Annotated in this window: 11 protein-coding genes and 1 pseudogene; 5 read left to right on the top strand and 7 right to left on the bottom strand. The window is 40.4% G+C overall.

Going from position 1 to position 13462, the window contains the following annotated elements; translation table 11 throughout:
- Window positions 1–655 precede the first annotated feature (655 nt).
- Window positions 656–781, top strand: a pseudogene (locus ACR2F7_RS08415) (50S ribosomal protein L19); the annotation flags it as partial.
- Between the two features lie 245 nt (window positions 782–1026).
- Here the strand turns inward: ACR2F7_RS08415 and istB are convergent.
- The 5 genes from istB to ACR2F7_RS08390 all read right to left on the bottom strand — a co-directional run bounded on the left by istB (window position 1027) and on the right by ACR2F7_RS08390 (window position 7124).
- Window positions 1027–1776 (bottom strand): IS21-like element helper ATPase IstB, encoded by a 750-nt coding sequence (gene istB / locus ACR2F7_RS08410; RefSeq protein WP_432713133.1) that lies wholly within the window; start codon window positions 1774–1776, stop codon window positions 1027–1029.
- Between the two features lie 4 nt (window positions 1777–1780).
- Complete coding sequence (istA, locus tag ACR2F7_RS08405) at window positions 1781–3343, bottom strand: IS21 family transposase (protein WP_432713132.1); 1563 nt, start codon at window positions 3341–3343, stop codon at window positions 1781–1783.
- Window positions 3344–3644: 301 nt separating this feature from the next.
- Window positions 3645–4304 carry a phosphatidylserine decarboxylase family protein gene (locus ACR2F7_RS08400; protein WP_432713131.1) on the bottom strand — a complete coding sequence of 220 codons (660 nt, stop codon included), beginning with the start codon at window positions 4302–4304 and terminating at the stop codon, window positions 3645–3647.
- 94 nt (window positions 4305–4398) lie between these two features.
- The gene (gene hpt, locus ACR2F7_RS08395) at window positions 4399–4935 is read right to left on the bottom strand and encodes a hypoxanthine phosphoribosyltransferase (RefSeq protein ID WP_432713130.1); all 537 of its coding nucleotides are present in this window, start codon (window positions 4933–4935) and stop codon (window positions 4399–4401) included.
- Between the two features lie 17 nt (window positions 4936–4952).
- Window positions 4953–7124: a transglycosylase domain-containing protein gene (locus ACR2F7_RS08390; RefSeq protein ID WP_432713129.1), complete on the bottom strand. Its 2172-nt coding sequence runs from the start codon at window positions 7122–7124 to the stop codon at window positions 4953–4955.
- Between the two features lie 117 nt (window positions 7125–7241).
- On the opposite strand from ACR2F7_RS08390, the gene ACR2F7_RS08385 reads away from it, so the two are divergent.
- Genes ACR2F7_RS08385 through ACR2F7_RS08375 form a run of 3 tightly spaced genes read left to right on the top strand, consistent with a single transcriptional unit; the run spans window position 7242 to window position 9299 of the window.
- Complete coding sequence (locus tag ACR2F7_RS08385) at window positions 7242–8321, top strand: Mrp/NBP35 family ATP-binding protein (protein WP_432713128.1); 1080 nt, start codon at window positions 7242–7244, stop codon at window positions 8319–8321.
- Window positions 8322–8362: 41 nt separating this feature from the next.
- On the top strand, window positions 8363–8608 hold the full coding sequence (locus ACR2F7_RS08380; RefSeq protein WP_432713127.1) for a NifU family protein: 246 nt from the start codon (window positions 8363–8365) through the stop codon (window positions 8606–8608).
- A 55-nt stretch (window positions 8609–8663) separates the two neighbouring features.
- Window positions 8664–9299, top strand: a complete 636-nt coding sequence (locus ACR2F7_RS08375; RefSeq protein ID WP_432713126.1) for a hypothetical protein — start codon at window positions 8664–8666, stop codon at window positions 9297–9299.
- Here the strand turns inward: ACR2F7_RS08375 and def are convergent.
- The gene (gene def, locus ACR2F7_RS08370) at window positions 9296–9856 is read right to left on the bottom strand and encodes a peptide deformylase (protein WP_432713125.1); all 561 of its coding nucleotides are present in this window, start codon (window positions 9854–9856) and stop codon (window positions 9296–9298) included. The genes ACR2F7_RS08375 and def overlap by 4 nt on opposite strands.
- A 19-nt stretch (window positions 9857–9875) precedes the next feature.
- Window positions 9876–11105, bottom strand: coding sequence for a M16 family metallopeptidase (locus ACR2F7_RS08365; protein ID WP_432713124.1), 1230 nt, complete (start codon window positions 11103–11105; stop codon window positions 9876–9878).
- Between the two features lie 117 nt (window positions 11106–11222).
- Here ACR2F7_RS08365 and htpG point away from each other — a divergent pair, with 117 nt between their 5' ends.
- Window positions 11223–13112, top strand: coding sequence for a molecular chaperone HtpG (gene htpG / locus ACR2F7_RS08360; RefSeq protein ID WP_432713123.1), 1890 nt, complete (start codon window positions 11223–11225; stop codon window positions 13110–13112).
- Window positions 13113–13462: the final 350 nt, after the last annotated feature.

Genomic DNA, 13462 nt, shown 5'->3' with positions numbered 1-13462 from the left:
TCCTCCTGAGTCCCAAGCACCAACACACCAGCAATTCGCACGCCCAATATCGATGTCGGTACCTCCTTCTCCCACCCTTGAAGATCAACACGTCGGTACCGCCGCCCATCCCAAAGCGTCCCCATCCTCCCGAGTTCACGCACTGTAAGCGAATCGCCACCTCCACAGTCCACCGTCCGCGAACGCTTCGATACGATACGCGATGCCGGATATCGCGCCAATCACCGCCCTTCCTCCCCCACCATCCTCCACCTTATCCGCATCCACCGCATCCACCACCAATCCCGTGTCGTTCATGTATCGTCAACAGCCGCAACGCACACATACCATATGCGCCAAAAATATTCTGATGTACACTCAACATCCGTTCCCCGCAGGCCGCAGCAGTAGTTTGCAGAGACGATGGTGCCAACGCATCATCTCCATTCCATGGTCCTGATTGAAGCAGTACCCGCACGCGGTTGTTGATGTCTTGTTTTCGAAAGCTTGGATGGGATGCAGGTTTTTGACCTTGCGGGAGGGAGTTATTTTCGAGCGCTGAGGAGTGTGTCGGGGCGGGCTGTTTCGTATCCATGTTGGTCGTGTTGATCCAGTTACCGTATAATATCAGAGTGTGCTGTCTGAGGGTTGATGTCGCCATCGCTGGCGTAAGGCCCCGATCAACTCTCCAAACATTGCAAAAATCGAAGTGAACAGTCACGGTAAAGTGCGTAGAGCAAAATTATTTTACCTTCGTGCATTGACTGGTAAAGCAGCTCGTATCAAATCTAAAAGAGTTTAATTTCTCTTTCAAGCATACATAGCCTCCCTGGTTTACCAGGGAGGTTTTTTGCGTTTAATACCAAACCTGATCGTAAATATTCTGGCTGCCGTAAAAGGAGCGCTTCTAAAGGATTTTAAGCCTTAAAGCGAAACCCTATTGCCTTGTGTGTAATCGGCAAATAACAATGCACAGAAAATGGCAATTAAGAGTGCACAACTTTTGGCAACAAGAGTGCACAGTTTTACAAAAGTATATTTCCTTTGTTAAGTTCCAAAAATAGTTTTCCTGTTCTCCATTCTGTAGCTTTTTCCTGATAGGCTGATTACTTCGCAGCGGAACAGCAACCTGTCCAGTAAAGCGGTAGCGAGCACCTCATCATCGAGCATTTTAGCCCAATCTGCTGGCATTTTATTGGTAGTGATAATGAAGGAAGTATTTTCATATAATTGGTTTATAAAGTTGAACAAGTTTACTGCCTGGCTTTTTTCTACCGGGAACATCATCACATCATCAATTACAATCAAGCTGGCTTTAATCAGCCGCTTGTAGTCCGCCATTGCAGATCTGGAGAAGTCTTTAGTTTTAAGCATCCCGATGATATCGTCCATCGTCCTGAAGTATGCTTTATATCCTTTTTCTATGGCATCGGCACATAACCCCGCTGCAAGCATCGTTTTTCCGACTCCGGAGGGGCCCAGGATCATGATGTTGTATAACTGGTCCAGCCATGCCATTTCCCGCAGTGTATTCATTTTTTGCTTGGTAAGGCCATTTTCATTCCGCTGTTCATATTCATCAAGATTGGACCGGGACGGCAACTGTGCGGTTTTAAGGAGCCTTTCTTTGGCCTGCTGTTCTCTATGCTCTGCTTCATGCTCGAAAAGCTGTACCAGGAAACTCTTATAACTGAGCCCCTGGATTTCGGCATGTTTGACCATTTCATCAATTTTAGGTGCCATTCCCATTATTTTATAACGGCGGCAGTACTGGTCGATTTGTTCTTGTTGGTTCATATGGCTAATTAAGTTGTGGAGCTAGTAAAAGGTGATAGTCCTCAATTCTGCTCCGCTCTGGTTGAACCAGCGCCCCAAGCGGATAAGTTCCATTTAAAGGATTCAAGGTGCATACGGCAATGGCTTCTGGCTCAGCTTGTAGCTTAAACTTATTCAGGAGTGTTTTAAAGTCATTTGCACTATTTATTCCCTGGTCCAGGCAAAAGGATAAAGCTTTTTCAACAAGCTGCTGATCGCTATCCTTTACTGCTTCCCGGATGATAATCAGCTGATCACGCAGATAACGTGGTTTGTCGATGCGGATAGCGGAAATAAACTTCTGCATGTTTTCCGGAGCATCAGTAAGTTCACATAAACCACTGGACATTTCTCTCAATACTTCAGTTTTATCACGTTTGTGGTCTGTGTTAATGATTTTCAGGCCGCTGCCGGGTGAAAGGGAATGCCGGCAAAGTTCTTTCTTGTTTAAGCTGTAGACAATCAGGTTGCCCTGTTGATTGCACACAGAAACCTGGGTCCCTCTTCCTATATAAGTTCCAAGTGGCAGGGAATAAAGGTTACTTTTATAGGAAATGGTATTGTCTTTTCTGACTGCATATAACAAAGGAGGCAATGTAGGAATGACCACAGGATCAAATGGATACAGGAAATCCTTTTCAATAAGCCACTGAGTGGTGGGGGACTTTTTAGTCATGGCATGATCCAATTTATTGGCCGTACGTTCCAGCCAGTTCAATCCATCCCTGTTTAAGGTTTCCAGATCATAGAAGGTACGGTTGTACAGAAAGTTCTGCTTTACATACTTGACCGCATTTTCGATTTTACCCTTGCTTTCAGGATCTGCTTTCCTGCACATATGTACCTTAAAACCACGATCCCTCACATAGGTTTTGAACCCGGAGGTAAGAATCAGATCACCGCTGTTTTCGTTGCTGATAAATACCTTGTCCTGATCATAAACAACCTCCATCGGTATTCCACCCATGTACTCAAATGCACTTTCATGAGCTAGGATGGCACTATTACTGGTGAAAGGATTGCTGCTAAAACAAACATATTTGAACCTGGAGCGGGAAAGTACCATGGTAAAAAAGTAAACCTTTATCCGCTTCCCATCACTGGAGCGCATGTTGTATTCTCCAAAATCAACCTGCGCCTGCAGTCCATATGGGGTTTCCTGGACAACCATATAATCCCTCAGGGGAGCTTCGTAGGGCAGGTTGTATTTGTCCCGTACCCATTTTACAAAGTTAAAAACGGTCTTTTGGTTGACCTGCGGAAAGTCCTGGTGGTGTTCTTTAAGCCAATCATGCATTTGGGCCGCAGGGGTATCACGGTAAAGTTCTAACCGTTCACGCACAAAGGCCTCATAAGGCAATAATAACTTACCCCGTATACTTTGGGTCTTTAAAAAGGATTCGAACTCCTGATCTTCCATTTCAAGGTATTTCTTCACTGTCCTGCGGTTGCAGTTCAATGCCTCACTTATCTTGGAAATTGAACGACCGTCACGGTTCATTCGTTTAATCTCATAATACATCATAAATTTGCTTAAGAATGCGTTCATAAATTCACCAGTTTTCGTAGACCGATGAAGTTCGTATTTAAACGGTGGGGTTAATTACTCCGCCGTTTTTTTTGTGCATTCTTGTTGCCATTTTCTGTGCATTCCTATTTGCCAACTTCTGTGCAGTTGTAGTTACCGATTACACTTGTGCTTGTTAAACTCACCTGTACCGCATTAAAAGCCTCCATAGGTGGTGGAATATAACTTATAGTTATAACTGCTAAACAGACGAGCCTATAAATATTGGGCATAAAAAAAGAGCACCATAAGTGCTCTTTCCTGTTTTAATACTTTAATAGGCTTAGCTTAACTGCCCTAATACGGTAATACCGCCTTTTACCACTTGATTAAGCTCAACGTTAACCTTGGTGCCCACAGGCAAAAAGATATCAACCCTGGAGCCAAATTTAATAAAGCCAAATTCTTTACCTTGTTCAACTACATCACCTTCTTTTACATACCAAACAATACGTCTGGCTAAAGCGCCGGCAATTTGTCTGTATAATACCGGAATGCCAGTGCGGTGTTCTACTACTACTGTCGTTCTTTCGTTTTCTGTAGATGATTTAGGGTTCCATGCTGCTAGATATTTTCCCGGGTGATATTTGAAAAATATAACCACACCTGATATCGGATTTCTGTTGATGTGTACATTAACAGGAGACATGAAAATTGATACCTGTAATCTTTTATCTTTAAAATATTCGCCTTCTTCAGTTTCTTCAATAACCACCACTTTTCCATCTGCCGGGCAAATCAACATGGCGTCGTCGGAAGTAAAAGTTCTTTTAGGGTTTCTAAAAAATTGAAGTACCGTTAAAAATAAGGCAAAGGAAACGATATAAATCAACCAGCGCAGCCAGGTGATGTCACTATATCGGTAGTCAATAAAAGCGTTTATAACAAAAATAAACAACAAAGTGATTGCAATCGTTGTATAGCCTTCTTTATGTATAGTCATTGGTTAATAAATAATTTTTGTAAAATTGGGAAAATTTATTCACCCTACATGCATATCGTTAAAATTATACGCATAAAAATGAGTTTTCAGGCTATTAAACCGCTCTATAAATGTCTTTCAGGTTTCTGCCCAGACCATTATAGTCTAATCCATAGCCCACCACAAATTCATTAGGGATCTCAAAACCTACATATTCCAATTCGGGGATAGGCTCTAGCAAGGCTTTAGGCTTAAAAAGCAGCGAACAAACTTTTACAGACGCCGGGTCTTGTTGTTTCACTTTTTCCAGGATGTATTTTAACGTTAAACCTGTATCTACAATATCTTCTATTAAAATTACATCCCTGTTGTGCAGGTTTTCTGGTAGTCCAAAAGCTTCTTTAATGGTTCCTGTACTTTCTATACCTTTATAAGAAGAGATGCGGATAAAGGCAATTTCACAAGAAATATCTATCTCTTTCAAGAGATCTGCCATAAAAACGAAGCTTCCATTTAATACCCCAATTAAAATAGGGCAGCGGTTTTCATAATCTACATTAAGCTGGATCCCTATAAGCCGGGTGCGTTTGTTGATCTGGTCATTCTCCAGATATATCTCAAAATCCTTATCTTCTATATTTACACTGTTCATCTGCTATTTCTTAAAAACTACTGTCCGCTTTGTTGCTTCTCTTCCAATTCCTTTTCCCTCTGTCGCTGTTCCTTTCTTTCCTGGCGCAGTTGTTTCTTTGTTTTGGTTACCGTATCCGTTTTTGAGGCAGACCTGTTGGTGGTATCCTTGTCTTTTTTTCCGCCAAAGATACGGTCAAAAAGGTTTTTAGACTCATCCTGCATCACAATAACCGGCACATCAGTACCCTCATCGTCATAAGCACTCGTGTCTAGGGTTGTCGAATCAGGTAATAAGTACCGTCTTAAGCCTTCTCTTAACCTTACGTTATAGAAGCCATAACCACTGGTATCGCGGGGTGTTAAACCTCTTTTAGCCATAATGTTACCCATATAACGGAAGTAAGGGTACATATAATCCTTCAAACCACCATCGCCACGGAATTTGTACATGGCAATTTTAGGACGGGGAACAATATTGGCTAAGAATATACCTTCACCAATTGTTAGGTTCGCTGGCGTTTTGCCAAAATAATATCTTGAAGCTTCTCCAATACCATACACGTTTTGTCCCATTTCAATGATGTTGAAATAAACCTCCAGCATTCTTTGCTTACTGATCAAATGGTTATTTTCAATAAGCCAAACAATTAAAATTTCTTCAGCTTTACGGGCAAGAGTTTTATTCCTGCTTAAGAACACATTTTTCACCAGTTGCATAGAAATCGTGCTGCCGCCGCGCACAAATCTTTTTTCCTTAAAATTAATGGCAAAAGATTTACGGATGGATTCCATTACAAAACCTTTATGGCTAAAGAATGAAGGATCTTCGGAAGTGAGCAGGGCATTTTTGAAATTATTAGATACTTCCGATAATGGCGTATAATTTGGATTTGAAGGCCCTATGATGATGTTGCGCATTGGCTTTCCATACTCATAAGGGGTGTAGACAAAGGGCTGGTTAATTTTTTGTAAATTTGTTTTACCCCAGCTAACGATTTTAAACTGGTTGCCCGTTAAGCCAGAACTAAATTGCACACTATCCGGGAGTTTGCTATCCAGGTAGAAATTAAGGTCATATTTAACCTTTCCTTTTACTTTCAGGCCTTCCAAAGACTCAAATAGTCCTTTAGGAAAACCATTTAAAATAGCTTGTGCTTCCTGTTCGGGTGCATGAAGCTGCACTTCATAAATTTTATGTGGCGACAGGGTGTATTTTAAATAAGGATGAAAGCTTGCCTGGTTAAGATAAACTGTAGAAGAGCTGTCTAAAGCCGCATAATTTTTGCCGAAAATTAAGTTAGCATCAATTTTCGCATTAGGCACCACTACATCGTTTGCCGCTATTTTGGCATGGTTGATCAATAGGTTTTTTACTGACCAGGAGCCCTGCACTTTAAACTGTCCTCCAGAATAATCTGCTTCTTTTAAAACGGTTCTAACGGTATCAAAGCTTAGCTTAGCATTTAATTTCAGGTTAAGGTAAGGAAGCTCCACCTGTCGGTTGTCAGCAAAAAAAAGCACATCAATATGCCTTTTGGACGGGTTTACAGTACCATTTACATGCCATGTTGCTTCATGGTCATTCACCATAATGGTTGATTTTAAATCGCCATCAACAATTGTTGCTGTGGTGGTCAGAAAATTGAGTTTTGTTGTATCGTTATCTTTATACTGCAACAAGAAATTGCTCATCTGCATGTTATCAGGTATTTTGTACAACACCTGGTTCAGCAGGTTTTCTGCAAGATCAGCAAGGTCTAATTTTCCTTTGTTTTCCGTGCTGTCTTTTTTCTTTCTCTTTAAAATAAAATCAAGGTTGGTTAAAGAATCCCTGGAAACAACGGTAATTGAGCCATTATGAAGGGTCATGTCTGATAATTTCACATCACCAAAGAGCAAAGGAAACAGTTTAATACCAATGGAAAGGTCTTCAATGGTACTTAGTGTATCCCTGTCTTTAGGGACCACAGAAATATTGGTCATGTGCACTGTACTTAGTCCGTTAAAACCAGCACTCCCTATTTTAACCTGAAGACCATAACTTTTGTCGGCTTTAGTGATAGCCTTGGCAACCATTGTTTTAAGCAGTGCAGCTCTTTTGCTGTAGGCAACAGCGGCAACAGCAATAAAGAGGGTTAGAAACACCCCCAAAATCCATGCGCCAATTTTTATATACTTTTTAGGGACCTTGATTTTCGGTAAATGCATGTGATAATATAGCGGTAATTTGATTAACGGTAAACACAAATGTTTATTTCGTGTTAAAATTACGCGTAAAAACCCTAAAGTCAAGTTATTGTAAGGGGCTTTTGTTATTTTTGAATAATGATCATCACGAACGAACAAGTTTTAGCTGCCCTGCGGAATGTAGAAGACCCGGATCTTAAGAAAGACCTGGTTACCTTAAACATGATTAAGGACGTTAAAATTATAGATAAAAACATCAGCTTTACGCTGGAATTAACAACCCCGGCCTGTCCTTTAAAAGACATGTTGAAAAACGCATGCTTAAATGCCATCAAATATTTTGTGGCTAAAGATGCTGAAGTGCACATTAACATTACCTCCAGGGTTACTAAACCTGCAGATACAACGCAGTTAAGCAATATCCGCAACATTATTTTGGTTTCTTCAGGTAAAGGTGGCGTTGGTAAATCAACAGTAGCGAGTAACCTTGCTATAACTTTAGCTGCCAATGGCGCTAAAACCGGCTTAATAGATGCAGATATTTACGGTCCTTCAGTACCTATGATGTTTGGCTTAACAGGGGCAAAGCCCTCAGCACGTGAAACAGCAGAAGGAAAAACTTTAATTATGCCTATTGAAAAATACGGTATTAAACTGCTTTCTTTAGGCTTCTTTGCAGATCCTGATCAACCAGTGCCATGGCGTGGCCCTATGGCTTCCAATGCGGTGAAACAGTTGTTTAACGATGCCGATTGGGGTGAACTGGATTATCTGATTGTAGATTTGCCTCCGGGCACAGGTGATATACACATTACCATTACACAGAGTTTCCCAATTGCGGGTGCTGTAATTGTAACCACACCACAACAAGTAGCCCTGGCAGATACCAGAAAAGGCCTGGCAATGTTTAAAATGCCTTCTATTAATATTCCTGTTTTAGGTGTTGTAGAAAATATGGCGTATTTTACACCTGAAGAATTGCCAGATAACAAGTACTATATCTTCGGTAAAGACGGTGGTAAAGCATTGGCAACGGCATTTGATGTTCCCTTTTTAGGTGAAATCCCTATTGTGCAAAGCATTACAGAAGGTGGCGACAGTGGTGTGCCCGTGGCCTTAGCGAAAGACACTTTATTGTCGGCTTGTTTCGCCGAAATTGCGGGTAAAGTAGCACAACAAATTGCAATCAATAATGCCCGGACAGTAATTGCTAAATAATTAGTATTTTTATAAAAGATATCAGAAATAAACAGCATAAGATGAATTTAACAGAGCAAGTAGAGCAGGCATTGGAAACGATTAGACCTTATTTGATAGCAGATGGGGGCGACGTAGCCATAGAGGAAATTACATCAGATAATGTAGTGAGGTTAAAGTTATTGGGTAACTGCGGATCATGTAAAATGAGTTTCATGACCATGAAAGCAGGCATAGAACAAGCCATTATGAAAGCGGTGCCACAAATTACAGCCGTGGTTGCTATCAACCTGGCAGAACCTGTTTAGTCTCTTTTAACACCATTTAACAATCTACTGGTATAATTAACTTTAGCTTTGTACAATGAAGTACATTTTAACCTTATTGTTGTCAATCTTTGTTCTTGGGGCCTTTGCACAGCAAAATGCACAGCCAAAAAAGCTGATACAATTTTCGGGAATTATTACCGATGTTGACAGCAACAGGGTTGTGCCTTATGTTACCTTGAGTAATTTAAGCACCCAGGAACAACGTTCTGCCAACTATAAGGGTTATTTTTCTTTTGTTGCCCACCCGGGCGATACCATTCTCTATACCGCTGTAGGTTTTACCAGCACGCAGGTCATTATTCCTAACGAAGTGAAGGAAGATAGCTATACCACGATGGTTAAAATGAAGAGTGAAATTGTTTACCTGCCAACGGTAAATCTATACCCCTGGGCCACAGCAGAAGAGTTTACCAAAGATTTTCTGTCGATGAAAGTTGCTGATGATGACATGGAAATAGCCAAGAAGAACTTAAATGCGCAAAGCCTGGGTGGCATGGCACAAACTTTATCCAGGGATGCAGGAGAGATTTCAGCCATCAACTGGCGCTTAAACCACGACAGAGCCCTGAACAAAAATATGGTGCAAACGAATCCATTGCTAAATCCGTTTGCATGGGGTAAATTTATGCAGCAAATCTTTAACGGGGATAAAACCCGAGCTACAGATTAACGTTTTTTAGTTACTTTAGGGAAGCGCATTTTGTAATCAGTATGTACATTTCCTTTAGAAATATTCTCTAATTTAGACTTTAACATCCTTTTACGCAGCAAGCTCAATTTATCAGTAAATAATTTACCTTCAATATGGTCGTATTCGTGTTGAATAACACGTGCAGCCATTCCTGAAACACGTTCCTGGTGCAGGTTCCATAACTCATCATAGTATTTAATCAGAATGATAGGCTTGCGGAAAACATCTTCTCTGATGTCCGGAATGCTTAAACAACCTTCATTGAACGCCCATTCTTCACCAGATTCTTCTACAATCTCAGCGTTGATGAGTACTCTTTTGAAGCCCTCTTTTCCGTCTTCATCGGTACCTGTATCGACAATAAACAAGCGGATGGGTAATCCTATCTGTGGGGCCGCTAATCCAACACCGCTAGCTGCATACATGGTTTCAAACATATCGCTAATGAGTTGGTCTAAATCAGGGTAAGTTTGCTCAATATCTTTACAAACTTTTTTTAAAACCGGATCGCCGTAGGCTACTATTGGTAACTTCATGGTACAAAAATACGAATATTTAGTTTAAAGGATAAAAAGTAAGGGCACTAAGATTTTTTTCGTCCAGCATTTCATGACTAATCTCTGTCATTTCTGCCCTGCTAACGGCCCGTATTTTGCTAAACACCATTTCTAGTGTGTCGATTTTGTCATAATCTATTAAGCTTTTTGCCATCGAAATGATCAATCCAATCCTGTTTTCTTCGCCCAGGGCTATTTGACCAATAAATTTGTGCTTCGCTTTTTGCAGCTGTACTTCTGTAAGTGGCTTTTCTTTAAGTTTTTTTAATTCTTTATAAATTAACCCCAGCGCACGATCTGTTTTTTCTTTATCTGTACCGAAATAAATGGTGAAAAGGCCTGTATCACTCAGCGGACTGTAGCCACTTTCTATGGTATAGGCTATGCCATATTTCTCGCGGATCTGTAAATTGAGGATAGAACTCATGCCATTGCCGCCTAACAGGTTGTTCAGTAATAACAGACCTGTTTTGTATGGATGGTGCAGGCTGTAGGCCTGGCTTCCTAGCACGGTATGGGCCTGAGAAATAGGCTTTGTAAGTTTTTGATTGATGACTGCATTTACCGGTGGTAACAATCTTTGTTGGTTTCCGGTGTTTGCAGGCACATCGCCGAAATATTTTTCACCGGTTTTAACAAGCGTAGACAAGCTGTAATTACCGGTAACAGCAATTACTATTTGATCTGTACAGTAATTTGCGGCAATAAAATCATGAATATCTTTCTTTGATAAATTCTTGACGCTTTCTACAGAGCCTAAAATGTTGCGACCTAAAGAATGCCCCTCAAAAAGCAGGTCTTCAAAATCATCATATATAGCCTCTTCGGGTTGGTCAAGGTAAGAGGCAATTTCGTCTAAAATTACACTCTTTTCTTTTTCCATTTCTTCTTCAGGAAAGGTAGAATGAAAAATAATATCGTTAAACAGCTCTAGCGTACGGGCTAAATAAGGATTTAAAAACGAAGCATGCACACAGGTGTATTCTTTGGTGGTGTAAGCATTCAGATCTGCGCCAACACTTTCCAGCCTGTTTAGAATTTGATTAGTGCTTCTTTTTTCCGTGCGCTTAAAAATAAGGTGCTCAATAAAATGAGCAAGGCCAGATTGTGTAGCTGTTTCATCTCGTGAACCACTGTTGATAATGATGCAGGCATGAGAAATAGCAAATGCAGAAGGCACGTGCAAAAGACGAATTCCATTGGGTAAAACATGAACGTTGTATTCCATATTGAGCACAAAGATACACAACTGTTGGTTAAGCTGTTTACTGTCAAAATGACAAATATTAAGATTGGAACAACGCTTGCTATATGGGCAGTAGATAAAAAAAATTAGTATAAACATATGAGCATAGAAGAAAAAGGAAGTATTTCCATCCACACCGAAAACATTTTCCCCATCATTAAAAAATTCCTGTACTCAGACAATGAGATTTTTTTAAGGGAGTTAGCTTCAAACGCGGTTGATGCCGTTCAAAAAATAAAACGCTTAGCGGCCCTTGGTCAGTACAATGGCGAGCTTGGTAATCCACAGGTGGAAATTGCTCTGGATGAAGAGAAAAAAACCATCACCATTTCTGATAATGGTTTAGGGATGACTGCTGAAGAGATTAAAAAATACATCAACCAGGTGGCTTTTTCTGGGGCTAGTGAGTTTGTAGAGAAATTTAAAGACGCTAAAGATGCCAATGAAATCATCGGTAAATTCGGTTTAGGCTTCTATTCTGCCTTTATGGTGGCTGATTTGGTAGAGATACAGACTTTAAGTTACCAGGATGGTGCTGAGCCAGCGCGCTGGGTTTGCGATGGCAGTACAACGTATGAAATTACTGCAGGTAGCAGAACCACTCGTGGTACAGACATTATTCTGCATGTAAATGAGGAGTCTAAAGAGTTTTTAAGCAAACATAAACTGGAAGAAATTCTGGATAAATATGGTAAGTTCTTGCCAGTGCCTATTAAATTCGGTACCAAAACTGAACAGCTTGAAGACGGCGTTGATGAAGAAGGTAAAGCAAAATTCAAGTCAGTAGAGGTTGATAACATTATCAATACCACAAACCCGATCTGGACCAAAGCACCTGCAGATTTGTCAGACCAGGATTACCTTGACTTTTACAAACAATTGTATCCTTTCTCAGAAGATCCTTTATTTTGGATACACCTGAACGTAGATTATCCTTTTAACTTAACTGGTGTATTGTACTTCCCGAAACTGAAGAACGATTTCGAAATGCAACGCAATAAAATCAAGTTGTTCTCCCGCCAGGTATTCATTACTGATGAGGTAAAAGACATTGTTCCTGAATTCTTAATGTTGTTACATGGCGTTATTGATTCGCCAGATATTCCGTTAAACGTTTCAAGAAGCTTTTTACAGGCCGATAGCAACGTAAAGAAAATAAACAGCTACATCACTAAAAAAGTGGCTGATAAATTAGGCGAACTGTTTAACAAAGACCGTAAATCTTACGAAGAAAAATGGAGCGATATTGGTCTATTTGTAAAATACGGTATGGTGAGCGAAGAGAAGTTCTACGATAAAGCGAAAAACTTTGCCCTTTTAACCAATACTAAAAACGAAAACTTCACTTTAGAAGAATACAGCGAGAAAGTTAAAGGTTACCAAACAGATAAAAATGGCCAGTTGGTATATATTTATACCAATGACCCTGCAAAACAGGATAGCTTTATCCAATCGGCTAATAAAAAGGGTTACGATGTTTTATTGATGAACTCACCTATCGATAATCATTTTATCCAAAGCCTGGAGCAAAAATTAGAAAAAACAGCCTTAAAGCGTGTGGATTCTAGTGTAGCCAGCAAATTGATTGAGAAAGACGAGAGCACAGAATCTGTATTAACAGAAGAGCAATCAAAAACAATCCAGTCGGTATTTGAAAAAGCGATTACTAAACCAGGAATGCATGTGGAAGTTGTTGGCTTAAATCCTGATGAACTGCCTGTAACGGTAACGATGGATGAGTTTATGCGCAGAATGAAAGACATGTCTGCCATGGGTGGTGGAATGAGCTTTTATGGCAGCATGCCTGATAGCTACAAAGTAGCGATCAACGGTAACCATAAACTGATTTCTAGAATCTTAAAAACGGAGAACGAAGAAGAGCAAACTACCTTGGCAAAACAAGCTGTAGACTTAGCTTTATTGACGCAGGGAATGCTAACAGGCGCAGAATTAACTGAATTTGTAAGCAGAAGTGTAGAGTTGATTTAATTCTTTTAAAATATAGTATCGAGGCCATTGCTTAAAAAGCGATGGCCTCTTTTTTTTGCCTTATAAAAGGTAAATAATGTTAGTCTACAAGTAACCGTCACGTTATGGTTTCCATAGCGTTCAGAGGGCGTTGGTAGGGCCTTCGTAGGGCCTTCCTATATCGACGGACGACTGAAGGCCCTGTTAATGCCAGCCAAACGGTAACTGAAGGAAAAGCCGACTAATAGCTGATGTTTAATTATCGATTACCTGTTCTTCATTTGTTTGACCATACCAAAAACGACAAGCGCTGAGATCAATGCCAGTGAACCTAATAATACCTTGCTGAGTTTTTTTGAACGAAACTCCCT

Source organism: Pedobacter sp., from assembly GCF_045628745.1.
In the GTDB taxonomy this organism is placed as follows: domain Bacteria; phylum Bacteroidota; class Bacteroidia; order Sphingobacteriales; family Sphingobacteriaceae; genus Pedobacter.
Note: the sequence above shows the minus strand (reverse complement) of the source record. Positions and strands in the feature narration are given on the sequence as shown.

Excerpts from the sequence above, each read along its gene's own strand:
- istB (WP_432713133.1), bottom strand. The coding sequence starts at position 1,776 with ATGAACCAACAAGAACAAATCGACCAGTACTGCCGCCGTTATAAAATA.
- istA (WP_432713132.1), bottom strand. The coding sequence starts at position 3,343 with ATGAACGCATTCTTAAGCAAATTTATGATGTATTATGAGATTAAACGA.
- ACR2F7_RS08400 (WP_432713131.1), bottom strand. The coding sequence starts at position 4,304 with ATGACTATACATAAAGAAGGCTATACAACGATTGCAATCACTTTGTTG.
- hpt (WP_432713130.1), bottom strand. The coding sequence starts at position 4,935 with ATGAACAGTGTAAATATAGAAGATAAGGATTTTGAGATATATCTGGAG.
- ACR2F7_RS08390 (WP_432713129.1), bottom strand. The coding sequence starts at position 7,124 with ATGCATTTACCGAAAATCAAGGTCCCTAAAAAGTATATAAAAATTGGC.
- ACR2F7_RS08385 (WP_432713128.1), top strand. The coding sequence starts at position 7,242 with ATGATCATCACGAACGAACAAGTTTTAGCTGCCCTGCGGAATGTAGAA.
- ACR2F7_RS08380 (WP_432713127.1), top strand. The coding sequence starts at position 8,363 with ATGAATTTAACAGAGCAAGTAGAGCAGGCATTGGAAACGATTAGACCT.
- ACR2F7_RS08375 (WP_432713126.1), top strand. The coding sequence starts at position 8,664 with ATGAAGTACATTTTAACCTTATTGTTGTCAATCTTTGTTCTTGGGGCC.
- def (WP_432713125.1), bottom strand. The coding sequence starts at position 9,856 with ATGAAGTTACCAATAGTAGCCTACGGCGATCCGGTTTTAAAAAAAGTT.
- ACR2F7_RS08365 (WP_432713124.1), bottom strand. The coding sequence starts at position 11,105 with ATGGAATACAACGTTCATGTTTTACCCAATGGAATTCGTCTTTTGCAC.
- htpG (WP_432713123.1), top strand. The coding sequence starts at position 11,223 with ATGAGCATAGAAGAAAAAGGAAGTATTTCCATCCACACCGAAAACATT.